Below are 24,045 nucleotides of genomic sequence, written 5' to 3'. Positions count from 1 at the left end.
TCAGTCAACATCATTGGATCTGACCCACCGCAATCGCGGGCAAGCCCGCTCCCACAAGGATCCGGATCAATCGTGGAACTCGCGCCGTTCGGCTTCGATCGCCTCGGCCAGTGCGCGGGCTTCGGCTTCTTCTTCGCTGAGGTCTGGTTCAGGCTGTTCGAGGTCGGCGACAGCGGCCAGGAGTTTCTCGCGGGCCTCGGCGACACCCAGGACGTCCTCTTCCGGTTCGGCGTCAGGCGCCGCTTCAACTTCAACTTCAACAACCGGCTCGATAATCTCAGGCTCGGGCACCGGCGCTTCGCCATCCACCGCATCGCGCAGCAAATCGTCGAAATCGGTTTTGATGCCCTCTTCCATGCTGTCCAGCTCCAGCAGCAGGGAATGGAAACTGGTTTCTTCCTTCTCCTCCTCCGGCTCGGCGCTGGCGTCGGCCAGTTCCTGCAGACTCTGCGGCACCGGCGCGTCATCGAAGTCGAGCACCGGTTCGGCTTCCATCTCGCGCAGTTCGGCCAGCGGCGGCAGGTCTTCAAGGTTTTTCAGGTTGAAGTGGTCGAGAAACGCCTTGGTCGTGGCGAACATCGCCGGTTTGCCCGGCACGTCGCGATAGCCGACGACGCGGATCCACTCACGCTCGAGCAAGGTCTTGACGATGTTGCTGTTGACCGCCACGCCACGCACGTCTTCGATCTCGCCACGGGTGATCGGCTGGCGATAGGCGATCAGCGCGATGGTCTCCAGCAACGCACGGGAATAGCGCTGCGGGCGTTCTTCCCAGAGACGGCCGACCCACGGTGAAAACTTCTCGCGGATCTGCAAGCGATAGCCCGACGAGACTTCCTTGAGCTCGAAGGCGCGGCCCTCGCAGGACTTGCCGAGCAGGGTCAGGGCTTTCTTGAAGACCGCCGGCTCGGGCCGCTCGCCTTCTTCAAACAGTTCATACAGGCGCTCAAGGGATTGCGGCTTTCCCGAGGCCAACAGAAAGGCTTCAAGCAGGGACGCCAGCTCGCGGGGTTCAGTCAGGTTCATACAGGGACTCGTTATTCGGCTCGGGCTCGCACGTGGATCGCGGCGAACGGCTCATTCTGCACCAGCTCGACCAAGGATTCCTTGACCAGTTCAAGGATCGCCATGAAGGTCACCACCACACCGAGGCGACCTTCTTCAGCGGTAAACAGCTCGACAAACGGCACAAAACCGCCGCCCTTGAGCCGTTCCAGCACATCGCTCATGCGCTCGCGGGTGGACAGCGCTTCACGGCTGACCTGGTGGCTTTCGAACATGTCGCCACGGCGCAGGACTTCGGCCATGCACATCAGAATCTCTTCCAGCGCGACGTCGGGCAACAGCTTTCGCGCCCGCGCTTCCGGGGCGTCGAGCTTGGGCACGATCACATCGCGGCCGACCCGGCTCAGCCCATCGATACCTTCGGCAGCAGCCTTGAAGCGCTCGTATTCCTGCAAGCGGCGGATCAGTTCGGCGCGTGGATCGTCTTCTTCATCTTCGACGGTTTCGGCGCGCGGCAGAAGCATGCGCGATTTGATCTCGGCGAGCATCGCCGCCATCACCAGGTATTCGGCCGCCAGCTCCAGACGCACCGATTGCATCAACTCGACGTAGCCCATGTACTGGCGAGTGATTTCCGCCACCGGGATGTCGAGGATGTTGATGTTCTGTTTGCGGATCAGGTACAGCAGCAGGTCGAGCGGGCCTTCGAAGGCTTCAAGAAAGACTTCCAGCGCATCCGGCGGGATGTACAGGTCCAGCGGCATTTCCATGACCGCCTGACCATAGACCATCGCGAACGGCAGTTCCTGCTGGGCGCCGGCCTGAGGATCGACCACGGTTTCCACTGCGGACATTCAGGCCTCGACCATGAACGGCGTCGGATCGCCGCAACCGACGCGGACCACTTCCGGGTCGTCGCCGGTCAGGTCAATCACCGTTGAGGCCTTGATGCCGCCAAAACCGCCGTCGATGATCAGATCGACCTGGTGCTCGAGCAGCTGGCGCATTTCGTAGGGATCGGTGAGTGGGTCTTCATCGCCGGGCATGATCAGCGTCACGCTCATCAGCGGCTCGCCGAGTTCGGCCAGCAGCGCCAGCGCGATCGGATGGCTTGGCACGCGCAGGCCGATGGTGCGTTTTTTCGGATGCAGCAACAGGCGCGGCACTTCGCGGGTGGCGTTGAGAATAAAGGTGTAAGGCCCCGGCAGGTGCGCCTTGAGAATGCGGAAGGTGCCGGTGTCGATCTTGGCGTAATTGCCCAGTTGCGACAGGTCGCTGCAGATCAGCGCGAAGTTGTGCTTTTCATCGAGCTGACGCAGCCGTCGCACACGCTCGATGGCGGTCTTGTCGCCGATCTGGCAACCGATGGCGTAGGACGAGTCCGTGGGATAAATCACCACCCCGCCCTTGCGGATGATCTCGACCGCCTGTTTGATCAGGCGCGCTTGCGGGTTTTCCGGATGTATCTGGAAAAATTGACTCACATTCTCTACCTGTTCAGACGGCGGCAATATCTGTGTCATGTTTGAACCGACACCACAGGGGTGGAAGGTCCTCGGGAACCGGCCGGTACTGGCCGATCTCGGACCAGCCGCCAGGGCCATGGAAGTCACTGCCGGCGCTGACCAGCAGACCGAACTCACGGGCAAGGATCGCCAGGCTGCCCACCTGTTCTGCGGGCTGATGGCCATTGACCACCTCGATAGCATGCCCGCCTGCTTGAATATAGTCGGCAATCAGCTTTCGGCGCTTGCTACGGGTGAAATCGTAGTGCCATGGATGCGCCAGGCTGACCCAGGCACCGGCGGCGCGCAGGGTACCGACGGTGTCTTCCAGCGTCGGCCAGTGCAGTTTGACGTCGCCGAGTTTGCCGGCGCCGAGCCATTTGCGAAATGCCTCGGCGCGATCCTTTACATAACCTTCACGCACCATCCAGTCGGCGAAATGCGGCCGGGCCGGCGCGTTGCCGCTGTCGCCCAGTTCCTGCTGGATCTGCCGGGCGCCGTCGAGGGCACCGGGCATCCCCTTGAGTGCGAGCTTGCGGCTTATTTCTTCGGACCGCAGCCAGCGGCCATCGTGCAATTTGGCGATCGCTTCGACCAACGGCGCGGCGTTGACGTCGAAACCGTAGCCCAGCACATGAATGGTCGCCCCGCCCCAGGTGCAGGACAATTCGACGCCGTTGACCAGTTGCATGCCTAACTCGGTGGCGGCAGTACGCGCCTCGGCGAGCCCCTCAAGAGTGTCGTGGTCGGTCAACGCCAGGACTCGCACGCCGTTTTCGAACGCTCGCGCAACCAGAACCGCAGGCGCCAGGGCGCCATCGGAGGCCGTGCTGTGGCAGTGCAAATCAACATTCACGGGGAGTTGTAACCTCAAATCAGCTGGCGCTATCGCGCGCCCATATGTTTGTTATTATGCCGCCACATCCAGCTTCTGGCTCTCACTGTGAAACAATTCATCGATTTCATCCCGCTTCTGCTGTTCTTCATCGTTTACAAACTTGATCCACGGGTCGTCGACATTGCCGGCCAGCAAGTGACCGTAGGCGGTATCTACAGCGCCACGGCGATGCTGATCATCAGCTCCCTGGTGGTGTACGGCGCGCTGTTCATCAAGCAGCGCAAGCTGGAAAAGAGCCAGTGGCTGACGCTGATCGCCTGTCTGGTGTTCGGCAGCCTGACGCTGGCCTTCCACAGCGAAACCTTCCTGAAATGGAAAGCGCCGGTGGTCAACTGGCTGTTCGCTGCGGCGTTCATCGGTAGCCATTTCATCGGCGATCGCCTGCTGATCAAACGCATCATGGGCCACGCGCTGACCCTGCCGGACCCGGTCTGGACGCGCCTGAACATCGCCTGGATCGGCTTTTTCCTGTTCTGCGGCGCAGCCAACCTGTTCGTCGCCTTCACCTTCCAGAGCATCTGGGTCGACTTCAAGGTGTTCGGCAGCCTGGGCATGACCGTGCTGTTCCTGGTCGCACAGGGCGTTTACCTGTCGCGCCATCTGCATGACACCGATACCACAACGCCAAAAACCGAGGACTGACATGCTCTACGCCATCATTGCCACCGACGTTGCCAACTCGCTGGAAGCTCGCCTGTCCGCGCGACCGGCGCATCTGGAACGCCTGCAAGCGCTCAAGGGCGAAGGCCGCATCGTGCTGGCCGGCCCGCACCCGGCCGTCGACAGCAATGATCCGGGCGCAGCGGGTTTCACCGGCAGCCTGATCGTCGCCGAGTTCGACTCCCTCAGCGCCGCACAGGCCTGGGCCGATGCCGACCCGTACATTGCCGCCGGCGTCTACGCCAACGTGATCGTCAAGCCGTTCAAGCAAGTCCTGCCGTAATCCCGCTATTGAAATGCCGACGGGTTTTATGTGGCGAGGGGATTCATCCCCGCTGGGTGGCGAAGCCGCCCCAATACCCATCCAACGCGGTGTGTCTGACACACCGCATGCTCCCATTTCAGGACTGCTACGCAGCCCAACGGGGCGGTGCGACGTTTCGCTAAATCCCCTCGCCACAGAATATTCATCAGCCACGAATTATTTGTCAGCCACCAACATCACGTCCTGCGCACTGAACCTTCTCGCTTCTCACCCATCTCAATCGCTCATTATTCTCGTTTGCCTGCCGACAACCTGCCCAATATCCATTTGGAAACAGGTGTCGCGATGCGCAAGGGTCCGTTGTGTCTGATGTTGCTCACGTTGTCGATCATGGCCCCCGCCCATGGTGAGGAAACCACCGAAGGCGGCAGCTCGACGCCATTGTCATTGAGCGCCGGCAGCCAGATCACCGAGCTGCAACAGCGGCTCAAGGCCAGTGAGCAGCAGCGCGAAGAACTGAACAAACAACTGCAAAATGCCGACAACACTCGCGAAAGCGCCCAGCTCGCCCGGCTGCGCCAGGAGAACCAGCGTCTGAAGCTGCAACTCAAGGAAGCCCAGGCCAGCCCGCTGCCGCGTTTGCTGACCGATCAACAGCAGTGGTTCGTCACTGGCGCCGGGGTAGCGCTATTGGCGCTGCTCTGCGGTATCTTTGCCAGTGGTGCAAGCCGAAAACGTCGGCAATGGCTAAATTGAGTGAGTCATGAGCGAGCTGTTATTGATTGATGATGACCAGGAGTTGTGCGAACTCCTGAGTAGCTGGTTGAGCCAGGAAGGCTTCCAGGTGCGCGCCTGCCACGACGGCCAGAGCGCCCGCAAGGCGTTGGCCGAAACCGCCCCGGCGGCGGTAGTGCTGGACGTGATGCTGCCCGACGGCAGCGGTCTGGAACTGCTCAAGCAATTGCGCAACGACCACGCCGACCTGCCGGTGCTGATGCTGTCAGCGCGTGGCGAACCGCTGGACCGCATCCTCGGCCTCGAACTGGGCGCCGACGATTACCTGGCCAAACCCTGCGACCCCCGCGAACTGACCGCGCGCCTGCGCGCCGTGTTGCGCCGCAGCCATCCCGCCGCCGTATCGACGCAACTTGAGCTGGGTGATCTGAGTTTCAGCCCGGTGCGCGGCGTAGTCAGCATCGACGAAAAAGAACTGACCCTGACCGTCTCCGAAAGCCGCCTGCTCGAAGCCCTGCTCAAGCAGCCCGGCGAGCCGCTGGACAAACAGGAACTGGCGCAACTGGCCCTCGGCCGCAAGCTGACCCTGTACGACCGCAGCCTCGACATGCACGTCAGCAACCTGCGCAAAAAAATCGGCCCCCACCCCGACGGCCGCCCGCGCATCGTCGCGCTGCGTAGCCGTGGTTACTACTACAGCCTGTAAAACCATCTTGTTCCGTGTACGAGCTGCCCAAGGCGGCGATCTTCAGGCTGCAGGACGCAGAGCGTCCTCGGCTGCATTCCCACGCAGAGCGTGGGAACGATCAGATCGCAGCCTTCAGCACCTCCTGCACTGGATATGTGTAAGGCCGGGCACGAAACGTCTTTACCGAAGCTTTACGCTGCGCTGACCGCCGCTGACCTTGATCTGCGTAATCTGCACTCATCCGGAACGTACCGGGAACGAGACAAGGAGATACACCATGCGCAAGACTCTTATCGCTCTGATGTTCGCTGCCGCTCTGCCAACCGTGGCCATGGCCATGCCGCAAGATGGCGGTCCGCTCGGTGGTCCACTGGATGGCCCGCGCCACGGCGGTCAGATGCACGGCGGTATGCACGGCAAAGGCCCGTACAGCCAGCTCGACCTGACCCGCGAACAGCGCGAGCAGATTCGCAAGATCATGGGCGAGCAGATGCACGAGCGTAAGCAGGTGGTCGACAAGTACCTGGAGAAACTCTCGCCGGCCGACCAGAAAGCCATGAAGGACGAGATCGCGGCCAACCACAAGAAAGCCGAGTCCGATGTCCGGGCACTGCTCAAACCCGAGCAACAGAAGCAGTTCGACGAGATCCAGAAGAAACGCGCCGAACGCCGCGCCGAATGGGCCGAGTTCAAGGCCTGGAAAGCGCAGCAGGCGCAAAAGGCGCAATAATGGCTTGACCCTGGGCCCGACGACTCACCTCGTCGGGCCTGTTCCATTCAAATCGAATGTGGGAGCGAGCCTGCTCGCGAAGGCGGTGTATCAGCCAGCGATGGATTGACTGACACTACGCCTTCGCGAGCAGGCTCGCTCCCACATTTGAACGGTGTGATTTTCGAGGAGTTTCTGTGCGTTCACTGTTCTGGCGGATTCTTGCGAGCTTCTGGCTGGCCATCGCTCTGGTAGCCGGGCTGTCGATTCTGCTCGGGCACATGCTCAATCAGGACGCGTGGATTCTCAGCCGCCATCCCGGCCTCAACACGCTGGCCGCAGAATGGACGCAGACTTACGAAACCCAAGGCGAGGAAGCCGCCCAGGACATCCTCGAACAACGCAAACGCCAGTATCACATCGACGTTCAAGTGCTCAACGAAACCGGCGATCCGGTGGTGCGCGGCACCTTCCCGCGCCGCGCCGCAGCATTCGAAGCGCGGCAGAACAACGATGACCGCCGCCTGCCATGGCGGCGTCTGACCGACGAGATCACCAGTGAAAAAACCGGTGATACCTACCTGTTCATCTACCGCATCCCGCACCCGGAACTCGACGCCTGGCACCGCGAAAGCCTGCTCTGGCCGCTGAGTGCGCTGGGCATCGCGCTGGTGGTGCTGACCCTGTTCAGTTTGCTCGTGACTTTCTCCATCACCCGCCCACTGAGTCGCTTGCGCGGCGCGGTGCATGATCTGGGGCAGACCACATATCAGCAGAACAGTCTGGCGAAACTGGCCAACCGCCGTGACGAATTCGGCGTGCTGGCCACCGATTTCAACCGCATGGGCGCGCGCCTGCAAAGCCTGATCGGCAGTCAGCGCCAGCTACTGCGCGATGTCTCCCACGAACTGCGCTCACCACTGGCGCGCCTGCGCATTGCGTTGGCTTTGGCCGAGCGTGCCAACCCGCAAGAGCGCGAAAAACTGTGGCCACGCCTGACCCGCGAATGCGATCGGCTGGAGGCGTTGATCAGTGAAATTCTGGTGCTGGCGCGAGTCGATGCCGACAACGCCAGCGCTGAAGAAGTCGACCTGAATGCGTTGCTCGCCACGCTGCAAAAGGATGCGCAGCTCAGCTCCCCCGAGCAGACCGTGCGCCTGCACGCCGAGCCACAACTGAATCTCAAAGGCTGGCCGACGATGATCGAGCGCGCCGTGGATAATCTGCTGCGCAACGCCCAGCGCTTCAACCCGAGCGATCAGCCGATCGACTTGCAGGCTGCGCGGCAGGGAGAGCGGATTGTCATCAGCGTGCGCGACCACGGGCCGGGGGTGCAGACCGAACATCTGAGTCAGTTGGGTGAACCGTTTTATCGCGCGCCGGGGCAGACCGCTGCCGGGCATGGCCTGGGGCTGGCGATTGCCAAGCGCGCGGCGGAACGGCATGGCGGCTCGCTGACACTGGCCAATCATCCGCAGGGCGGCTTTGTGGCGAGTCTGGAATTGCCTTTGGTACCGGGAGTCGTGGTCCAGCCCTGAAGCAAAAAATGTGGGAGCGAGCCTGCTCGCGAAAGCGGTGTGTCAGTCAACCAATATGACCACTGACACTCCGTCTTCGCGAGCAGGCTCGCTCCCACAGTTGAAATCGGCTCAGGCTTTAGCGGGCCAGGCGCTGACGAACTCAGCCAGATCAACCTTCTCCGCCACGCGCGGCTCTTTCTGCGGCGTGCCGAGATAGAGAAACGCGATCACTTCCTCGCCTTCCGCCAGTCCCAAACCTTCGGCCACATGCTTCGAGTACGCCAGATCCCCGGTGCGCCACACTGCGCCAATCCCCTGCGCATACGCCGCGAGCAAAATCCCGTGGGCCGCACACCCCGCCGTGAGCAGTTGCTCGGCCTTCGGGTATTTCACGTGCTCCTGCAATTTCGCGATCACCACAACCACCAGCGGCGCGCGCAGTGGGCCGTTGCGGGCCTTGTCGATCATCGCTTCGCTGACTTCGCCGGCTTGCTGGCGGGCCGCCTCGGCCAGCAACTCGCCCATTTGCTCACGTGCCGCGCCTTCGACGGTCAAAAAGCGGTACGGCTGCAAATGCCCGTGATCCGGGGCACGCAAGGCCGCGCCGAACAGGGCTTCGCGCTGCTCGGCAGTAGGGGCCGGTTCGACCAAGCGGGGAACGGAAACACGGTTGAGCAACGCGTCGAGAGCCTGCATCGGCCACCTCCTTTGAAAAATGTGCGGCTATTCTAGCTTCATCTGCGCAGCGCCTGCCGGTTTACATGCCTTGCCCCACAGGTAGAATGGCGCCCTTCTCCCACCAGCCCGAGCGGATTTCATGGCGTTGCCGACCTTACGGATCATTGGTTTTATCATCGGCATCTTCCTGATCACGCTGGCTGTGGCCATGGTCGTGCCGATGGCCACGCTGGTGATTTTCGAGCGCACCAGCGACCTGCCGTCGTTCCTCTGGGCGAGCATGATCACCTTTATCGCCGGCCTCGCCCTGGTGATCCCCGGCAGACCGGAACACATTCACCTGCGCCCGCGCGACATGTATCTGCTGACGGTCAGCAGCTGGCTGGTGGTGTGCATTTTCGCCGCGCTGCCGTTTCTGCTGACCCAGCACATCAGCTACACCGACTCGTTCTTCGAAAGCATGTCCGGGATCACCGCCACCGGTTCCACCGTGCTCAACGGCTTGGACAACATGTCGCCGGGGATTCTGATGTGGCGGTCGCTGCTGCACTGGATCGGCGGCATCGGCTTCATCGGCATGGCGGTGGCGATTCTGCCGCTACTGCGCATCGGTGGCATGCGCCTGTTCCAGACCGAATCCTCGGACCGTTCGGAAAAGGTCATGCCGCGTTCGCACATGGTGGCGCGGTTGATTGTGGCGGCCTACGTCGGTATCACCATTCTCGGCAGCCTGGCGTTCTGGTGGGCGGGAATGAGCCCGTTCGATGCGATCAACCACGCGATGTCGGCGATTTCCACCGGTGGTTTCTCGACCTCCGACCAGTCGCTGGCCAAGTGGACACAACCGGCGGTGCACTGGGTGGCCATCGTCATCATGATCCTCGGCAGCCTGCCGTTCACCCTGTACGTCGCGACGTTGCGCGGCAATCGCAAAGCGTTGATCCGCGATCAACAGGTGCAGGGTTTGCTGGCAATGTTGCTGGTGACCTGGCTGGTGCTCGGCACCTGGTATTGGTGGACCACCAAGCTGCATTGGCTGGAAGCGCTGCGGCATGTGGCGCTGAACGTGACCTCGGTAGTCACTACCACCGGCTTCGCCCTCGGTGACTACAGCCTGTGGGGCAACTTCTCGCTGATGCTGTTTTTCTATCTGGGTTTTGTCGGCGGCTGCTCAGGATCGACGGCGGGCGGGATCAAGATTTTCCGTTTCCAGGTCGCCTATATCCTGCTCAAGGCCAACCTCAATCAGCTGATCCACCCGCGCGCGGTGATCAAGCAGAAGTACAACGGTCACCGCCTCGACGAAGAAATTGTCCGTTCGATCCTGACTTTCTCGTTCTTCTTCGCCATCACCATCTGCGTGATCGCCCTGCTGCTGTCGCTGCTCGGAGTCGACTGGATGACCGCACTGACCGGCGCCGCCAGCACCGTGTCCGGCGTCGGCCCGGGCCTGGGCGAAACCATCGGCCCGGCCGGCAACTTCGCGACCCTGCCGGATGCGGCGAAATGGATTCTGTCGTTCGGCATGCTGCTCGGCCGACTGGAGATCATTACGGTGTTTGTGCTGTGTATTCCGGCGTTCTGGCGTCATTGACCGCATCTGGCACCTGCGCCAGGCGCAAGCGGTACTCGCCGGGCGTGGTGTCGAACCAGCGGCGGAACGCGCGGAAGAAGTTGCTCGGGTCGGCAAAGCCCAACAGGTAGGCGATTTCCAGCAAGGTCATGCTCGGTTGCGCCAGATACTGCTCGGCGAGTTCACGGCGGGTGTCGTCGAGCAATTGCTGGAAACTGGTGCCCTCCTCCTGCAAGCGCCGCTGCAAAGTGCGCTGCGACAGGTGCAGCGTCTGCGCCACGGTGTCACGCTTGGGCTCGCCCTGGGGCAACAAACGACACAGCACCTGGCGTGCCCGGTGTGTCACGCGACTCTCGGAGAACCGCGCCAGATATTCCCCGGCAAAGCGATCATGCAACAGCGCCATGGCTTCGTTGGCTGTCGGCAGCGGCGCCTCCATGTCGGCCCGTTCGAAGATCAACGCGTCGTATGGCGCGTTGAACACCAGCGGTGCGTGAAAGGCTTCTTTATAAGGTTGCAGATTTGTCGGCTGATCGCCCTGAACCAACACTTTGACCGGGTGCAGCGGACGCCCGGTCAGCCAGCCGCACAGCGCCAACGCGCAGGCCAGTGAAGCTTCGGCGCTCTGCCGGGTCGGCGGCAGGTGATCGCCGTGCACGGTGAGAATCAGCGCGTAACCTTCGTCGAGCAAGCGAAAGCTCAAGTCGGCGCTTTCGGCAATGATGCGTTGATAGCGCACCAGACGCTGGAAGCCTTCAGCCAGGGTATTGCTCGACATCAGCGCGTAGCCGGCGACGTGAAACGAGGCCGGGCGCACCACTTTGCCCATGTTCAGGCCGATCGCCGGGTTGCCGGACACCTCGACCGCGCGCTGCCAGAGCCGGGTCATGGAGTCTTGCGGGAAGCGCGCATCCGGATCTTCCAGGGCACTGAAATCCAGCCCCAGTTGTCTGAACAGAACCCGGCAATCCAGGCCGTCCATCTCCAGTGCTTTGACAATCCCCATCGCCCAGCTTGCAGAAGTCGTTCGTTCGCTCATGGTTGTTATTCTTTTACATGACGGGCTGCAGATAACCGCCCTATTTGCGAAGGATACTAAAGTGGCGCCGATTGTCACTGGCCCACGCCAATGATCACTCTAGACTCAAATAAGCTCCCCGCCGAACAACTTGTCGCCAGAACAATCACCACAGAGAGCGCGGTCGTGGAAAACATCAAGCAGTTCAACAGCTTCGCCGAGTTCTACCCGTATTACCTCGCCGAACACAGCAACAGCACCTGCCGTCGTCTGCATTTCATCGGCACTTCTCTGGTCATCTTCATTCTCGCCCTGAGCATCGCCAAAGGCGCCTGGCTGCTGTTGCTCGCGCTACCTCTGGCCGGTTACAGCTTTGCCTGGATCGGCCATTTCTTTTTCGAGAAAAACCGCCCGGCGACATTTCAGCATCCGCTGTACAGCCTGCTCGGCGATTTCGTCATGTACCGCGACATGATTCTCGGTCGCGTGGCGTTCTGAATGAGGGTCTGCCAATGAATGCCCATGCTCGCTTCACCCATATGAAGGACGGCACCGAGGAAGACTGGGCGATTATCGCCGCCGATTTCAGTGCCTATGCCAGACAGCTGCCATCGCGGATCCTCGCGCATTTGAAGCTGCTTGAAGGCGACTTCGGTGGTTTCCCGGTGGATCGCCTGACCCACTCGTTGCAAACCGCGACCCGCGCCTTTCGCGACGGGCGTGACGAGGAATACGTGGTCTGCGCACTGTTGCACGATATTGGCGACACCCTCGGTTCCTACAACCATCCGGACATCGCCGCAGCGATTCTCAAGCCGTTCGTGAGTGCGGAAAATCTGTGGATGGTGGAGAAGCACGGCATCTTTCAGGGCTATTACTTCTTTCATCACCTGGGCATGGATAGGCATTTGCGCGAGCAATTCAAGGACCATCCGCAGTTCCACGCCACTGCCGAGTTCTGCGCCAAATATGACGCGGCGGCGTTTGATCCGGCGTACGACACGCTGCCGCTGAGTTTCTTCGAGCCCATGATGGAAAGGCTATTTGCGCAACCGAAGAACTCGATCTACAAAGCCGCGATGCAAGAACACAGCCCCGCTTGATGTTGTTTATTCTGCCCTCATCGCTGGCAAGCCAGCTCCCACAGGGTTCTGTGCCGTTAACAAAACCTGTGGGAGCTGGCTTGCCAGCGATGAGGACCTTTCAAACACCCGAGAACTAAGCGATCTCGGCAACCTTGGCAGCCCTGAGCTCCGCCTCCCGCGCCTGGGCATCCGCCAATCGATACAACTCGATCGTGCCGTCCCAATGCTCGATCAACGCGGTGCACGACTCGACCCAATCGCCGCAATTAAGGTAGTCCACCTCCCCCACTTTGCGAATCTCGGCATGGTGAATATGCCCGCAAACCACGCCATGCAGTTCGCGCTTCACACACTCGTGGGCGATGGCTTCTTCAAAGTCGCTGATGAAACTGACGGCGGTCTTGACCTTGTGTTTCAGGTACGCCGACAGCGACCAGTAACCGTAGCCATAACGGGCACGCCAGTGATTGAGCCAGCGGTTGAGGGTCAGGGTGAATTCATAGGCCGAGTCGCCGAGAAACGCTAGCCAGCGGTGATAGCGGGTGATCACATCGAACTGATCGCCGTGAATCACCAGCAAATGCCGACCGTCCGCCGTAACGTGCACCGCCTCGTCGACCAGCTGGATATTGCCCAGAATCAGTTTCGAATAGCGCCGCAGGAATTCGTCATGGTTGCCGGTGACATAGATCACCTCAGTGCCGCGCTTGCTCATGGTCAGCAGGCGGCGGATGACGTTGGTGTGGGCTTGGGGCCAGTACATGCCGCTGCGCAGTTTCCAGCCGTCGATGATGTCACCGACCAAATAAACCTTGTCGGCGTGGTAGCCCTTGAGAAATTGCGACAAGTGCTCGGCTTGGCAATCCCGGGTGCCCAGGTGCACATCGGAAATCCACAGGGTTCGCACCCGTTGTTTGCGGCTGGGTCGGGCGAGCTCGGCGCTGGTCATGGGCAACCCTCTGCGATGTTTTCGCCAGCTTGCGCGCGCCCGGTTAATCGACCGTGACAAGCGTGAGTCAGTCGTGTGACAGCGCATCCGGCGTACGGCGGTGTAGACTGACGGCCACTTCGGAGACAACCTGCCATGCGACCGATCCTCACCCTGCGCCAGTACACCCATGACCTGATTGTGCACAGCCACGAGCACGCGCAGTTGGTGTTCGGGCTGTCCGGTGCGCTGGATTTCGAGGTCGAGGGCTGTGGCAGCCAAGTGCGTCAGCAGAGTGTTGTGGTGGTTCCGTCCGGCGCTCATCATGCCTGCGACAGTCCCCAAGGCAGCAGCTGCCTGGTGCTCGACATCCCTGAAGGGCAATGGGTGCAGGAGTCGCTGGGCGCGCATGCCGAGGCCAGTCGGCGCTTGCTCGATCATCCGGGGCGGCTGTCGCTGGACTCGGGGCAGAGCCAATTGGTCAACTGGCTGGCGAACAGTCCGGTCAGCGATCCGTTGATCGCGCAGCAAGGCGCAGTGTTGCTGCTGGCCAGTCTCAATCACGCGCAACCTGCCGAACTCGGCGCGCGTCGCCTGCCCTACGCCGCGCTGGATGCGCACATCGAGCAATACGCCGGCTATCCGCTGCAAGTGGCCGACCTGGCGCGCGTGGCCGGGTTGTCCAGTGCGCGCCTGCACGCTCGGTTCATGGCCGAATGCGGACAGACGCCGATGGATTACATCCGCAGTCGACGCCTGCATCTCGCGGTGCAACTGCTGCGCGACACTGCATTACCGATTGGCGAAGTAGCCAGTCGCGTCGGTTACAGCTCGCAAAGTGCGTTCTCGGCCGCAGTCCTACGTGAGTTCGGCTCGTCGCCCGGACATCTCCGGCGCGATTCCTACGACAAAAGACGATAGCCTGCCGACAGACTTGTAGGCCGAGACGCGGTTCAATGGCCCCATGAAGTTGAACCTGAAAAAAGGAATGCAATGACTCCGCGTACCGCCCTCGGCGCTCTGCATATCGGCGCTTTGATGTTTGGCCTGACCGGTGTGTTCGGCAAACTCGCTGCCGCATCCCCTGCTGTGATCGTATTTGGACGTGCGGCTTTCGCCGTGCTCGCCCTGGCATTTTTCGCCCGTTTCGCCAGCCAGCATGGTTGGCAGAAACTTCAGGCCGTGGACTGGCGGCGCCTCGCCCTCAGCGGCGTGTTGCTGGCCGGGCACTGGGTGAGTTTTTTCGTATCGGTGAAGATCGCCGGGGTGGCCATCGCCACGTTGGGCTTTGCCAGTTTCCCGGCGTTCACGGTGATTCTCGAAGGACTGATTTTCCGCGAACGCATCCGTGCCAATGAAATCGTCCTGGTGGTATTGGTCAGCATCGGTCTGGTGCTGGTCACGCCCGCATTCGATCTGGGCAGCGGCGCGACCGTCGGCTTGCTTTGGGCAGTGTTGTCCGGCCTGCTGTTTTCCCTGCTGTCGCTGACCAACCGCGCCAGCTCCGGGCGCATCCCGGCGGTGCAGGCGGCGTTGTGCCAGAACGTCGTCGTGGCATTGTGTCTGTTGCCGGTCGCGGCGCCGCAGTTGAGTCAGGTTCAAGCGCTGGACTGGTTGTGGATCGCCCTGCTCGGGGTGTTCTGCACGGGCGTGGCGCACAGCCTGTTCGTCGCCAGTCTGGCGGTGATCAAGGCACGCACGGCGGCAGTGGTGTTCGCCATGGAGCCGGTCTACGGCATCACCCTCGCCTGGCTGCTGTTCAGTGAAACCCCGACCCTGCGGATGCTCATCGGTGGCGCGTTGATCATCGTCGCGATTGTGGTGTCGGCGCGGATGTCAGGCGGCAGCGACAAGACAACCGTCGCCGCCGAGGCCGCCTCTCACTGAGTGCGGTCGTTGTGGCCGAGGTCGCGGTCAGGATCGATCTGATCGCGCACTCGCTGCTTCAATACCTTGGCCTCAGGGAAACCACCGTCGGTCTTGCGCTCCCAGATCTGCACACCCGCACAAGTGATATGAAACACCCCACCGGTGCCCGGCACCAACGACACTTTGCCCAAGTCGTCAGCGAAGGTGCTGAGCAGTTCCTGAGCCAGCCACGCCGCGCGCAGCAGCCACTGGCATTGAGTGCAATAAGTGATGACAACTTCGGCTTTGGCGACGGTCATGATCGCTGAAACTCCTGAGACAGAGGGCGCCGCTATAATAGCCGGCTTTACCGCTTGCCCCGAGACTCACAATGCGCCGTTTGCTGTTCTGCCTGCTGCTTGGTTTCCTTCCCCTGCTGGTTCACGCCAGTGAAGCGCCACGACCGAAAGTCGGCCTGGTGCTGTCCGGCGGCGCTGCGCGCGGGCTGGCGCACATCGGCGTGCTCAAGGCGCTGGAAGAACAAGGCATCAGGATCGACGCGATTGCTGGCACCAGCATGGGCGCGGTAGTCGGCGGCCTGTACGCCTCGGGCTACAAGATCGATGAACTGGAAAAGCTCGCCCTGAGCATCGACTGGCAAGCGGCGCTGTCCGATGCGCCGCCGCGTGAGGACGTGCCATTTCGCCGCAAACAGGACGACCGCGATTTTCTGGTGAAGCAGAAACTCAGCTTCCGCGACGACGGCAGTCTCGGCCTGCCATTGGGGGTGATTCAGGGCCAGAACCTCGCACTGCTGCTGGAAAGCCTGTTGGCCCACACCAGCGACACCCGCGACTTCGACAAACTGCCGATCCCGTTTCGCGCCGTGACCACCGACATCGCCAATGGCGAAAAAGTGGTGTTTCGCAAAGGCCACCTGCCGCAAGTGATCCGCGCGAGCATGTCGATCCCGGCGGTGTTCGCCCCGGTCGAGCTCGATGGCCGGTTGTTGGTGGACGGCGGCATGACTGACAACATCCCGCTGGATGTCGCGCGGGAAATGGGTGTCGACATCGCCATCGTCGTCGATATCGGCACACCTCTGCGCAATCGCAAGCAACTGACCACGGTGGTCGATGTGCTCAATCAGTCGATCACCCTGATGACCCGGCGCAACTCCGAAGAACAACTGGCGACTCTGCATGCCAATGACGTGTTGATCCAGCCTGCGCTGGCCGCGTTCGGCGTGACCGATTTCGGCAAGGCTCAAGAGATGATCGACGCCGGTTATCGCGCCACGCGGATCCTCGATGCGCGGCTGGCGCAGCTGAAGCCGACTCAAACCCAGGACGCGGAATTGAACGCCGCCCGCCAGCCTGGGCAACGCACGCCGATCATTACCGGGATCCGCATCGAAAATGACTCGAAAGTCGACGATGACGTGATTCGCTATTACATCCGCCAACCGATCGGCGCGCCGCTGGACCTGGGCCGCCTGCATTCGGACATGGGCACGCTGTACGGCCTCGATTACTTCGATCAAGTGCGTTACCGCGTGGTGCACAAAGGCCAGGATCACACCCTGGTCATCAGTGCCAGCGGCAAGCGCAGCGGCACCGATTACTTGCGGGTCGGCCTCAATCTGTCGGACGACATGCGCGGCGACAGTGCTTTCAACCTTGGTGCGAGCTATCGCGTCAACGGCATCAACCGCCTCGGTGCGGAATGGCTGACCCGCGCGCAGATCGGCGACAAGCAGGAGCTGTACAGCGAGTTCTATCAACCGCTGGATGTCGGCTCACGTTACTTCGTCGCGCCCTATGCGTCGTTCGAGGCGCAGAACGTTGACTCGGTGCTGGATAACGATCCGATCGCCCAGTATCGCGTCGAGCGTTACGGCTTCGGCCTCAACCTCGGCCGGCAGATCGGCAACAACGGTGAAGTGCGACTCGGCGTCGGGCAGGCCTGGGGCAAGGCTGACGTACGCATTGGCGATCAGGATCTGCCGAGCGAGAGTTTCAACGAAGGCTTCTATACCGTGAAGTATTCCTACGACTCGCTGGACAACGTCTACTTTCCGCACGCGGGCAAGGACGTCAGCCTGACCTTCACCCAGTTCGAACCGGGGCTGAGCTCGGACACGCGCTATCGCCAGTGGGAACTGAATTTCGACAAGGCCATGAGCCACGGGCCGGATACGCTGATTCTCGGCGGACGGTACGGCCGCACGCTGGACGATGCCAATGTGGTCACCTCAAGCTTCCTGCTCGGCGGCGCGCGGCAGTTGTCGGGGTTCCGTGAGGACGCGCTGTCCGGGCAGAACGTCAGCCTGATGCGCGCCGTGTACTACCGCCGCCTGACGCCGCGCTCATACCTGCCACTGGACTTCCCGCTGTACGCGGGGGCCTCGCTGGAACGCGGTCGGGCGTGGAACAACGACAATGAATTCGACAGCGGCTACATCAATGCCGCGAGCGTGTTTATCGGCTTCGACACGCCACTGGGGCCGTTGAACTTCACGTATGGGTTGAATGATGCGGATGAGCAGGCGGTTTATCTGAATCTGGGGCAGACTTTCTGACGCCTTCGCGAGCAGGCTCGCTCCCACAGGGAAAGCACATTCCATTGTGGGAGCGAGCCTGCTCGCGAAAGCGGTCTCGGATGAACACGAAATACGTCGGCGCTCAGCGAATCCCCGCCAACAACGTCCTTGCCGTCTGCTTCAACGGCTCATCCCCTTCCCTGAGCAATTCATTGAGCAGCGCGATCGCGCTGTCGATGTCGCCATCGTCGATGCAGGTTTGTGCCTGTTCGAGCTTGCCGGCGGCCTCGGTGTCGGTCTCGCTGGACTCGGGCAATTGCAGATCCAGAGGTTGCAGCGCCAGTGACGACTCGGGATCGCCGAACTCATTGAGGAAGTCGTCGTCGAGCGGCTGGGCGTCGGGTTCGGGGATCCATTCGAGTTCGGCTTCTTCGGCAGATGCAGCCTGTGGCAGTTCGAAATCGACGGGGAGCACTGACAGGCTAGTGCCCAGCTCTGGATCGTCGATGGGCGCTGCGGCGGAATCGGTGCGGCTGTCGTTCAGATCCCAATTTGAATCCATCGACAGCTCGCCAAGATTCAATTCGAAATCATCCTCGAGAGCGCTGAGCGACGATGCGAGCGGCGCGGCTGCGGTCGCTGCCAAGGCCACGGGCAGTTCGGGCGGTATTGGCGTTGCCGCAAATACCGCCGGTGCGGCGCCTGCCAGTTTGGGATGGCGAGCGCGAGTTTCAATCAGTTCGCGCTCATCGACGCCAAGCGCACGCAGGCGGTTCTCCTGCTGTTCGTAAGCGGCGCTGTCACCCTGGCGCCCAAGAACCTCCAGCAACTGCAAACCGAGATCGGTGCGTTCAGGTTCCTTGTGCAAGGCATCGCGCAGCAGCCCGGCCGCTTCGCTGAGGCGGCCGTAGGCCAGATAGATGCCCACGGCCTCCAGCACGTCGCCGGCACCGGGTTCGTCGCGATGATCGGCGGCCGTGTGCGCACCGACAGATTGTTGAAGCTCGGGCTCGTCGACGTCTTCTTCGGCGCTCACAGGCAATAGCGGCATCGGCGTGCCATCTGCTGTCAAACGTTGCTGACGGCGACGTATGAGCAACGCAGCCAGCACGCCCAGCAGCAATAGAAGTCCGCCAAGCAGAAGCCAGTTCACGCCATCGTCTGCCGCCTCGACCGGGGCTGAAACAGCGCCCGGGGCCGGCGCGACCACGGGTGGTGGCGCCGGCTTCTGCACTTCGGCCAGACGGGTTTGCAACGCCTCGATCTGCTTCTTGCCGTCGGCTATTTGCACTTGCTGCTCTTGCAGCCTGAGGTTCTGTTCGTCGAGGGTCTTTTGCAGTTGCTGGGTCAGCAGCACGCTGGCGGCCAGTTGCTCGGCCTGCGCATCGTTGGCAGGTATCGCCGGCGTTGGCGGCACAGGCGCCGCAGAGCGTTTGCCCTGGGCCGCCTGGGGCGGCGCGGTAACCGGTTCGACAGCTGGAAATTCGGAGGATTGCGGGCGCGGATCCGGCTCGTCGGTGGCGGGCACAATGCCCGGCGAACCCGGCGGGTCGATCAGCACCGTGTACTCGCGCAGCAGACGGCCGTTGGGCTGATCGAGCTGCACGAGGAAATTCAGGAAAGGTTCGTTGACCGGTTTGCCGGACGTCACCCGGATCACTTGGCGGCTGCCGCGCAGGATCGGAGTGAATTTGAGGTCATTGAGAAAGAACACCCGCTCGACGCCGGCCCGGCCGAATTCATCCGCCGAAGCCAGGCTGGCCGAGAGATCGTTTTGCGTCAACGTGCCGACATCGACCAGCGCGATGTCGGCCTTGAACGGCTGATTGAGGGCTGAGTGAACAGTGATTTCGCCCAACCCCAACGCCATCGACCAGGTCGAATGGCTGAATACGCCAGCGAGCAGCAGCCATTTGGCGCCCCCGCGCAGCACGTGCCGACTTGCGAGCATGAGCATCCCTTAAATAAGCAAAACCGGTTTCTATGCGTTCGCACATCCGGTACGAACACGATATTGCCCAGTAGTTCTTATAGTCCGCTCAGCGCGATCTCTCAAAAAATCGCCACCGGGATGTGCCTCAAGATTTTTCCAGGTTGGCCAGAATGTGCCCGTGCACACGCATGCACACCTTCAAATCCGCCTCATCGACGCCCTCGAACAATTCGTGGCGCAGTTGCGTGGCAATGGTTTCGATTTGTTCGATCAGAGGCAAGGCAGGTGCACAGAGCACGATTTTTTTCGCCCGACGGTCTTCCATCACTGACTGGCGTTGCACCAGTCCCTGGTTCTCCAGACTATCAAGCAAGCGCGCCAGGGTCGGGCCTTCGACGCCGACACTCTGCGCCAGTTCGCGTTGGGTCGGCGCCTCTTCGAAACGCGCCAGATGCAGCAGCACCAGCCAGCGCGCCTGCGACAGGCCCAGCCCGGCGAGGCGACGATCCAGTTCGGCACGCCAGCCACGGGACATCTGGGCCAGTTGCATACCAAAGCGATGTTGATCGGTTAACGGCATAAAACACTCACGGTTAGACTGAAAATACGGAAAATCTAATTATTAGTCAGCTAAGCATGGGCGGCAGTTATAGGCAAGAGTCGCTCTGTACTGAATCGTTACAACTGCACGGGGCTTGGCGCATACGTCGTTTCACATCTCGAATTCAGACTGCAAAGCCGCCCGCACACAATAAAGCACGCCTTCAGGAACACGCCCGGCGAACAACTCGGCGACTTCGGCGACGGACGGCAACTCGCCTTCACCATCGAGGAACGCGTCCTGCACTTCGCCCATCAATTCCTCAGGCAAATCCAGCGCCTGCTCCAGCGACAACTGCTGCTTGCCGATGGCTTCGGCGAGCATGGCGTAGACGTTCTTCTCCGAGCACTGCAACTGCCCGGCGATCTGCAGCGGGGTCATGCCGGCGCGGGCCAGGGTGATCAGCTCGTGACGGACATCGGCGACCACCTTCGGCGCCTCCGCCTCGCCGCCGAGCACTTCGAGGAAGGCTTCGCCATAACGTTCCAGCTTGCGTGCGCCGACGCCGCTGACCCGGGCCATTTCCGCCAGCGAGGTCGGCTGGCTGCGGAGCATTTCCAACAACGTCGAGTCGGGGAAGATGACGTACGGCGGCACGCCGTGTTCTTCGGCGAGCTTGCGGCGCAATGCACGCAAGGCTTCCCACTGTTCGCGTTCCTCGCCGCGCACCAGCTGGCTGGCCTGGCTCTTGCTGCCGGTTTTGGCGGTGACTTGCGGTTTCAGGTCGCGGCGCAGTTCCAGTTTCACTTCGCCTTTGAGCAAAGGCCGGCAACTGTCATTAAGACGCAGACCGCCATAACCCTCGTGATCGACATCGGCCAACCCACGTGCCACCAACTGGCGAAACAGCGAGCGCCACTCGCTCTCGCTCAACGCCTTGCCCACACCAAACACCGACAAATGCTGGTGGCCAAAGCTGCGAACCTTTTCGTTGTCCTTGCCCAGCAACACGTCGACCAGATGACCGACGCCATAGCGCTGGCCGGTGCGGAAAATCGCCGACAAGGCCTGACGAGCAGGTTCGGTGGCGTCCCAGGTCTGCACGCCGTCGACACAGTTGTCGCAGTGCCCGCACGGCTCAGGCATGTCTTCATCGAAATAGGCCAGCAAAGCCTGGCGGCGGCAGCGGGTTTCTTCGCACAGCGACAGCATCGCGTCGAGCTTGTGCTGCTCCAGACGCTTGTGGCGCTCGTCGCCTTCGGAGTTCTGCAGCATCTGCTTGAGCATCACCACGTCTTGCAGACCGTAGGCCATCCACGCATCCGCCGGCAGACCGTCACGGCCGCCGCGCCCGGTTTCCTGGTAATACGCCTCAAGGGATTTCGGCAGATCAAGGTGCGCGACAAAGCGTACGTTGGGCTTGTCGATGCCCATGCCGAAAGCCACGGTCGCGACCATGATCAGGCCTTCCTCGTTGAGGAAGCGCTTCTGGTGATAGGCGCGCAGATCATTGGGCAGACCGGCGTGATACGGCAGCGCCGGGAAGCCCTGCTCGCTGAGAAACGCCGCAACTTCTTCGACCTTCTTACGCGACAGGCAGTAAACGATGCCGGCATCGCTGCGCCGCTCGGCGAGGAACGCCAGCAACTGTTTGCGCGGCTGCTCCTTGGGCACGATGCGATAGAAGATGTTCGGGCGGTCGAAACTCGACAGAAAGCGCTCGGCGTTCTGCAGGTGCAGGCGATCGACAATTTCTTCGCGGGTACGCTTGTCGGCGGTCGCGGTGAGGGCGATGCGCGGAACGTTGGGGAACAGCTCTGCCAATTGACCCAGTTGCAGGTATTCGCGGCGGAAATCGTGACCCCATTGCGACACGCAATGCGCTTCGTCGATGGCGAACAGGGCGATTTCCAGGCTTTGCAGGAACGCCAGCATGCGTGGCTGCACCAGACGCTCGGGCGCGAGATAGAGCATTTTCACTTCGCCGCGCTTGATCCGCAGGGCGAGATCACGCTGCTGCTCGGCACTCAGCGTGGAGTTCAGCGCAGCGGCGGCCACGCCCAGTTCTTCAAGAGTGGCGACCTGATCGTCCATCAGCGCGATCAACGGCGAAACGACCACCGCCAGGCCCTCGCGCAACAGTGCCGGCACCTGGAAGCACAACGACTTGCCGCCACCGGTAGGCATCAGCACCAGCGCATCACCGCCGCTGGCCACGCGCTCAATGATCGCACCCTGACGGCCACGGAAACTGTCGTAGCCGAAGATGTCCTTGAGGACGCGTTGAGCCTGTTCGAGCATAAAAACTCCAAAAATCTACCGATACATCCCTGCTCAGGCTGGTTCAGAGCAGCCTCGGCTGCTTAAACAAAACGTAAGAACACATTGCATGACCAGCGCAGCGCCGGCAGGGATCGCAAAACGCGGCAGTATACCCGAGGCCTTCGCCGCAGAGGGTGCCGCTGAGAAGACACTGATAAACCTGCCACACACAAAACCCTGTGGGAGCGAGCCTGCTCGCGAAAGCGACCTGTCAGTCGATAGAAAAGTGCCTGATACAGCGCCTTCGCGAGCAGGCTCGCTCCCACAGCGTTATTGAACTTTCCAGTAAGCCCGGTAATTCGGGCAAATCTGCCAAGCGGCTGGCTAGAGCGCGCAAGAAAGCCTAGAATTCCTGCATTGTTTATTCCCCAAGGTAGCCCCGTAATGTCCTTCGCTGAGCAACTGACCCGCCTGCAAGTCTTCCTCGATGCCGACGAGCTGCACGACGAGGCGCTGGATTACGTCGCCGCCCACGGTTACCTGACCGCGCTGTCTATCTGCTCCGAAGACGTTCCGGAGCGCGAGTGGATCGACGCGCTGTTCGCCGAAGAACCGCATTACGCCGACGAAGCCCAGCGTGCCGAAATCGAAGCCACACTGATCGGCCTCAAAGCGCACATCGCTCGTCAACTGGCCTCGGATGAAGAATTTGAATTGCCGTGCGAACTGGATCTGGGCGAAGAGCCGGACGATTCCGAATTGCGCGGCTGGTGCATCGGTTTCATGGAAGGCGTGTTCCTGCGTGAAGCGGTCTGGTTCGATACCGCCGAAGAAGAAGTCAGCGAAATGCTCCTGCCGATCATGGTCGGTTCCGGCCTGTTCGACGAGCAGCCTGAGTTCGAAGACATCGCCAAGGACGCCAACCTGATGGACGACATGATCGTTCAGATTCCGGAAGCCCTGACCGCGCTGTATCTGCTGTGCCAGGCCCCCGACGAAAAACCGGCGATCCTCAAGCCTCGTCATCACTAAGACCCGGCCTATGGACAACCCCATAGGCAACCGCCCCCTGATGTTGCGCTACGTCCTGCTGGCCATCGGCTGGCTCAGCGTCGCATTGGGGGTGATCGGCATCTTCCTGCCGGTCCTGCCCACCACCCCCTTCCTCCTGCTCGCCGCGGCCTGCTTCGCGCGCAGCTCTCCGCGCTTCTATCGCTGGCTGGTCGAACATCCACGGCTGGGGCCATGGATTCGCGACTACCTCGAAGGCAACGGCATCCCGCTCAAAGGCAAGGTCTACGCGATCGGCCTGATGTGGGTGAGCATTCTGTTCTCGTGTTATCTGGTGCCGCTGATATGGGCGCGGGGGTTCATGCTGACCAGTGCGGTGTTGGTGACGGTTTATATTTTGCGGCAGAAGACATTGCGTAAATCCTGATACATCGCAGTTGATCATGCTTGGCGAACTGGCGGTGAGTCGGGTGCTGGATAATCCGGAGTTGCCGGGGTGATGTTGGTCTGCTGAGTTACTTGGTGATCAACCCGGCCTCTTCACGAGCAAGCTCGCTCCCGCAATTGATCCTGGTCGGACACATATTCTGCGTCCACTGAAGAACCCTGTGGGAGCGGGTTTGCCCGCGAAGGCCGACTCA

The 24,045-nt window shown here is 61.4% G+C and carries 25 protein-coding genes; 14 read left to right on the top strand and 11 right to left on the bottom strand.

What is annotated here, in order from left to right; translation table 11 throughout:
- Nucleotides 1-66: 66 nt before the first annotated feature.
- The 4 genes from scpB to BXA01_RS23405 all read right to left on the bottom strand — a co-directional run bounded on the left by scpB (nt 67) and on the right by BXA01_RS23405 (nt 3,366).
- Entirely contained in the window at nt 67-1,026 is a 960-nt protein-coding gene (gene scpB / locus BXA01_RS23420; protein WP_076566541.1) for an SMC-Scp complex subunit ScpB, read from the bottom strand.
- A gap of 11 nt (nt 1,027-1,037) precedes the next feature.
- The gene (locus BXA01_RS23415; RefSeq protein ID WP_172828192.1) at nt 1,038-1,736 is read right to left on the bottom strand and encodes a segregation and condensation protein A; all 699 of its coding nucleotides are present in this window, start codon (nt 1,734-1,736) and stop codon (nt 1,038-1,040) included.
- A 123-nt stretch (nt 1,737-1,859) separates the two neighbouring features.
- Entirely contained in the window at nt 1,860-2,489 is a 630-nt protein-coding gene (locus BXA01_RS23410) for an L-threonylcarbamoyladenylate synthase (protein ID WP_041478985.1), read from the bottom strand.
- Between the two features lie 13 nt (nt 2,490-2,502).
- Nucleotides 2,503-3,366: a PHP domain-containing protein gene (locus BXA01_RS23405; protein WP_039761090.1), complete on the bottom strand. Its 864-nt coding sequence runs from the start codon at nt 3,364-3,366 to the stop codon at nt 2,503-2,505.
- A gap of 87 nt (nt 3,367-3,453) precedes the next feature.
- On the opposite strand from BXA01_RS23405, the gene BXA01_RS23400 reads away from it, so the two are divergent.
- The 6 genes from BXA01_RS23400 to BXA01_RS23375 all read left to right on the top strand — a co-directional run bounded on the left by BXA01_RS23400 (nt 3,454) and on the right by BXA01_RS23375 (nt 8,003).
- Nucleotides 3,454-4,050 (top strand): septation protein A, encoded by a 597-nt coding sequence (locus tag BXA01_RS23400; RefSeq protein WP_016771126.1) that lies wholly within the window; start codon nt 3,454-3,456, stop codon nt 4,048-4,050.
- Between the two features lies 1 nt (nt 4,051).
- Nucleotides 4,052-4,351: a YciI family protein gene (locus BXA01_RS23395; RefSeq protein WP_016771127.1), complete on the top strand. Its 300-nt coding sequence runs from the start codon at nt 4,052-4,054 to the stop codon at nt 4,349-4,351.
- A gap of 327 nt (nt 4,352-4,678) precedes the next feature.
- Entirely contained in the window at nt 4,679-5,089 is a 411-nt protein-coding gene (locus BXA01_RS23390; RefSeq protein ID WP_039761083.1) for a translation initiation factor 2, read from the top strand.
- A 7-nt stretch (nt 5,090-5,096) separates the two neighbouring features.
- On the top strand, nt 5,097-5,774 hold the full coding sequence (locus BXA01_RS23385) for a response regulator transcription factor (RefSeq protein ID WP_016771129.1): 678 nt from the start codon (nt 5,097-5,099) through the stop codon (nt 5,772-5,774).
- Between the two features lie 259 nt (nt 5,775-6,033).
- Nucleotides 6,034-6,486, top strand: coding sequence for a Spy/CpxP family protein refolding chaperone (locus BXA01_RS23380; RefSeq protein ID WP_042607494.1), 453 nt, complete (start codon nt 6,034-6,036; stop codon nt 6,484-6,486).
- A gap of 176 nt (nt 6,487-6,662) precedes the next feature.
- Nucleotides 6,663-8,003 carry a sensor histidine kinase gene (locus BXA01_RS23375; protein ID WP_076566539.1) on the top strand — a complete coding sequence of 447 codons (1,341 nt, stop codon included), beginning with the start codon at nt 6,663-6,665 and terminating at the stop codon, nt 8,001-8,003.
- A 111-nt stretch (nt 8,004-8,114) separates the two neighbouring features.
- Here BXA01_RS23375 and BXA01_RS23370 read toward each other — a convergent pair whose 3' ends face one another.
- A complete protein-coding gene (locus BXA01_RS23370; protein WP_076566537.1) occupies nt 8,115-8,681 on the bottom strand; it encodes a nitroreductase family protein in 567 nt (188 codons plus the stop codon).
- Nucleotides 8,682-8,802: 121 nt separating this feature from the next.
- On the opposite strand from BXA01_RS23370, the gene BXA01_RS23365 reads away from it, so the two are divergent.
- Complete coding sequence (locus BXA01_RS23365; protein WP_076566535.1) at nt 8,803-10,257, top strand: TrkH family potassium uptake protein; 1,455 nt, start codon at nt 8,803-8,805, stop codon at nt 10,255-10,257.
- Here BXA01_RS23365 and BXA01_RS23360 read toward each other — a convergent pair.
- Nucleotides 10,214-11,275 carry an AraC family transcriptional regulator gene (locus BXA01_RS23360; RefSeq protein WP_217850574.1) on the bottom strand — a complete coding sequence of 354 codons (1,062 nt, stop codon included), beginning with the start codon at nt 11,273-11,275 and terminating at the stop codon, nt 10,214-10,216. The genes BXA01_RS23365 and BXA01_RS23360 overlap by 44 nt on opposite strands.
- A 165-nt stretch (nt 11,276-11,440) precedes the next feature.
- On the opposite strand from BXA01_RS23360, the gene BXA01_RS23355 reads away from it, so the two are divergent.
- Together BXA01_RS23355 and BXA01_RS23350 are read left to right on the top strand one after the other, a co-directional pair.
- A complete protein-coding gene (locus BXA01_RS23355) occupies nt 11,441-11,752 on the top strand; it encodes a DUF962 domain-containing protein (RefSeq protein WP_016771135.1) in 312 nt (103 codons plus the stop codon).
- 14 nt (nt 11,753-11,766) lie between these two features.
- Nucleotides 11,767-12,357 (top strand): HD domain-containing protein, encoded by a 591-nt coding sequence (locus BXA01_RS23350; protein WP_056783723.1) that lies wholly within the window; start codon nt 11,767-11,769, stop codon nt 12,355-12,357.
- A gap of 115 nt (nt 12,358-12,472) precedes the next feature.
- On the opposite strand, the gene BXA01_RS23345 is transcribed toward BXA01_RS23350, so the two are convergent.
- Complete coding sequence (locus tag BXA01_RS23345; RefSeq protein WP_076566531.1) at nt 12,473-13,288, bottom strand: UDP-2,3-diacylglucosamine diphosphatase; 816 nt, start codon at nt 13,286-13,288, stop codon at nt 12,473-12,475.
- A gap of 135 nt (nt 13,289-13,423) precedes the next feature.
- On the opposite strand from BXA01_RS23345, the gene BXA01_RS23340 reads away from it, so the two are divergent.
- The gene (locus BXA01_RS23340) at nt 13,424-14,188 is read left to right on the top strand and encodes an AraC family transcriptional regulator (protein WP_076566529.1); all 765 of its coding nucleotides are present in this window, start codon (nt 13,424-13,426) and stop codon (nt 14,186-14,188) included.
- Between the two features lie 72 nt (nt 14,189-14,260).
- A complete protein-coding gene (locus BXA01_RS23335) occupies nt 14,261-15,154 on the top strand; it encodes a DMT family transporter (protein ID WP_076566527.1) in 894 nt (297 codons plus the stop codon).
- Here the strand turns inward: BXA01_RS23335 and BXA01_RS23330 are convergent.
- Nucleotides 15,148-15,435 carry a SelT/SelW/SelH family protein gene (locus BXA01_RS23330; RefSeq protein WP_076566525.1) on the bottom strand — a complete coding sequence of 96 codons (288 nt, stop codon included), beginning with the start codon at nt 15,433-15,435 and terminating at the stop codon, nt 15,148-15,150. The genes BXA01_RS23335 and BXA01_RS23330 overlap by 7 nt on opposite strands.
- A 71-nt stretch (nt 15,436-15,506) precedes the next feature.
- Between BXA01_RS23330 and BXA01_RS23325 the strand changes: the two genes are divergently transcribed.
- Nucleotides 15,507-17,696, top strand: coding sequence for a patatin-like phospholipase family protein (locus BXA01_RS23325; protein WP_076566523.1), 2,190 nt, complete (start codon nt 15,507-15,509; stop codon nt 17,694-17,696).
- 103 nt (nt 17,697-17,799) lie between these two features.
- Here BXA01_RS23325 and BXA01_RS23320 read toward each other — a convergent pair whose 3' ends face one another.
- The 3 genes from BXA01_RS23320 to recQ all read right to left on the bottom strand — a co-directional run bounded on the left by BXA01_RS23320 (nt 17,800) and on the right by recQ (nt 22,432).
- Entirely contained in the window at nt 17,800-19,608 is a 1,809-nt protein-coding gene (locus tag BXA01_RS23320) for a FimV/HubP family polar landmark protein (protein ID WP_076567801.1), read from the bottom strand.
- A 127-nt stretch (nt 19,609-19,735) separates the two neighbouring features.
- Nucleotides 19,736-20,170: a MarR family transcriptional regulator gene (locus tag BXA01_RS23315; RefSeq protein WP_016771142.1), complete on the bottom strand. Its 435-nt coding sequence runs from the start codon at nt 20,168-20,170 to the stop codon at nt 19,736-19,738.
- 132 nt (nt 20,171-20,302) lie between these two features.
- On the bottom strand, nt 20,303-22,432 hold the full coding sequence (gene recQ / locus BXA01_RS23310) for a DNA helicase RecQ (RefSeq protein WP_024012058.1): 2,130 nt from the start codon (nt 22,430-22,432) through the stop codon (nt 20,303-20,305).
- 405 nt (nt 22,433-22,837) lie between these two features.
- On the opposite strand from recQ, the gene BXA01_RS23305 reads away from it, so the two are divergent.
- Nucleotides 22,838-23,425 (top strand): UPF0149 family protein, encoded by a 588-nt coding sequence (locus BXA01_RS23305; protein ID WP_076566521.1) that lies wholly within the window; start codon nt 22,838-22,840, stop codon nt 23,423-23,425.
- A gap of 10 nt (nt 23,426-23,435) precedes the next feature.
- A complete protein-coding gene (locus BXA01_RS23300; protein ID WP_076566519.1) occupies nt 23,436-23,831 on the top strand; it encodes a YbaN family protein in 396 nt (131 codons plus the stop codon).
- Nucleotides 23,832-24,045: the final 214 nt, after the last annotated feature.

Origin of the sequence: Pseudomonas sp. B10 (genome assembly GCF_900156235.1) — a bacterium.
Classification (GTDB): Bacteria; Pseudomonadota; Gammaproteobacteria; order Pseudomonadales; family Pseudomonadaceae; genus Aquipseudomonas; species Aquipseudomonas siliginis.
Note: the sequence above shows the minus strand (reverse complement) of the source record. Positions and strands in the feature narration are given on the sequence as shown.

Excerpts from the sequence above, each read along its gene's own strand:
- BXA01_RS23390 (WP_039761083.1), top strand. The coding sequence starts at position 4,679 with ATGCGCAAGGGTCCGTTGTGTCTGATGTTGCTCACGTTGTCGATCATG.
- BXA01_RS23385 (WP_016771129.1), top strand. The coding sequence starts at position 5,097 with ATGAGCGAGCTGTTATTGATTGATGATGACCAGGAGTTGTGCGAACTC.
- BXA01_RS23325 (WP_076566523.1), top strand. The coding sequence starts at position 15,507 with ATGCGCCGTTTGCTGTTCTGCCTGCTGCTTGGTTTCCTTCCCCTGCTG.
- BXA01_RS23330 (WP_076566525.1), bottom strand. The coding sequence starts at position 15,435 with ATGACCGTCGCCAAAGCCGAAGTTGTCATCACTTATTGCACTCAATGC.
- BXA01_RS23395 (WP_016771127.1), top strand. The coding sequence starts at position 4,052 with ATGCTCTACGCCATCATTGCCACCGACGTTGCCAACTCGCTGGAAGCT.
- BXA01_RS23370 (WP_076566537.1), bottom strand. The coding sequence starts at position 8,681 with ATGCAGGCTCTCGACGCGTTGCTCAACCGTGTTTCCGTTCCCCGCTTG.
- BXA01_RS23365 (WP_076566535.1), top strand. The coding sequence starts at position 8,803 with ATGGCGTTGCCGACCTTACGGATCATTGGTTTTATCATCGGCATCTTC.
- BXA01_RS23320 (WP_076567801.1), bottom strand. The coding sequence starts at position 19,608 with ATGCTCGCAAGTCGGCACGTGCTGCGCGGGGGCGCCAAATGGCTGCTG.
- BXA01_RS23300 (WP_076566519.1), top strand. The coding sequence starts at position 23,436 with ATGGACAACCCCATAGGCAACCGCCCCCTGATGTTGCGCTACGTCCTG.
- BXA01_RS23335 (WP_076566527.1), top strand. The coding sequence starts at position 14,261 with ATGACTCCGCGTACCGCCCTCGGCGCTCTGCATATCGGCGCTTTGATG.
- BXA01_RS23340 (WP_076566529.1), top strand. The coding sequence starts at position 13,424 with ATGCGACCGATCCTCACCCTGCGCCAGTACACCCATGACCTGATTGTG.
- BXA01_RS23345 (WP_076566531.1), bottom strand. The coding sequence starts at position 13,288 with ATGACCAGCGCCGAGCTCGCCCGACCCAGCCGCAAACAACGGGTGCGA.
- BXA01_RS23360 (WP_217850574.1), bottom strand. The coding sequence starts at position 11,275 with ATGAGCGAACGAACGACTTCTGCAAGCTGGGCGATGGGGATTGTCAAA.
- scpB (WP_076566541.1), bottom strand. The coding sequence starts at position 1,026 with ATGAACCTGACTGAACCCCGCGAGCTGGCGTCCCTGCTTGAAGCCTTT.
- BXA01_RS23350 (WP_056783723.1), top strand. The coding sequence starts at position 11,767 with ATGAATGCCCATGCTCGCTTCACCCATATGAAGGACGGCACCGAGGAA.
- BXA01_RS23315 (WP_016771142.1), bottom strand. The coding sequence starts at position 20,170 with ATGCCGTTAACCGATCAACATCGCTTTGGTATGCAACTGGCCCAGATG.
- BXA01_RS23305 (WP_076566521.1), top strand. The coding sequence starts at position 22,838 with ATGTCCTTCGCTGAGCAACTGACCCGCCTGCAAGTCTTCCTCGATGCC.
- BXA01_RS23380 (WP_042607494.1), top strand. The coding sequence starts at position 6,034 with ATGCGCAAGACTCTTATCGCTCTGATGTTCGCTGCCGCTCTGCCAACC.
- recQ (WP_024012058.1), bottom strand. The coding sequence starts at position 22,432 with ATGCTCGAACAGGCTCAACGCGTCCTCAAGGACATCTTCGGCTACGAC.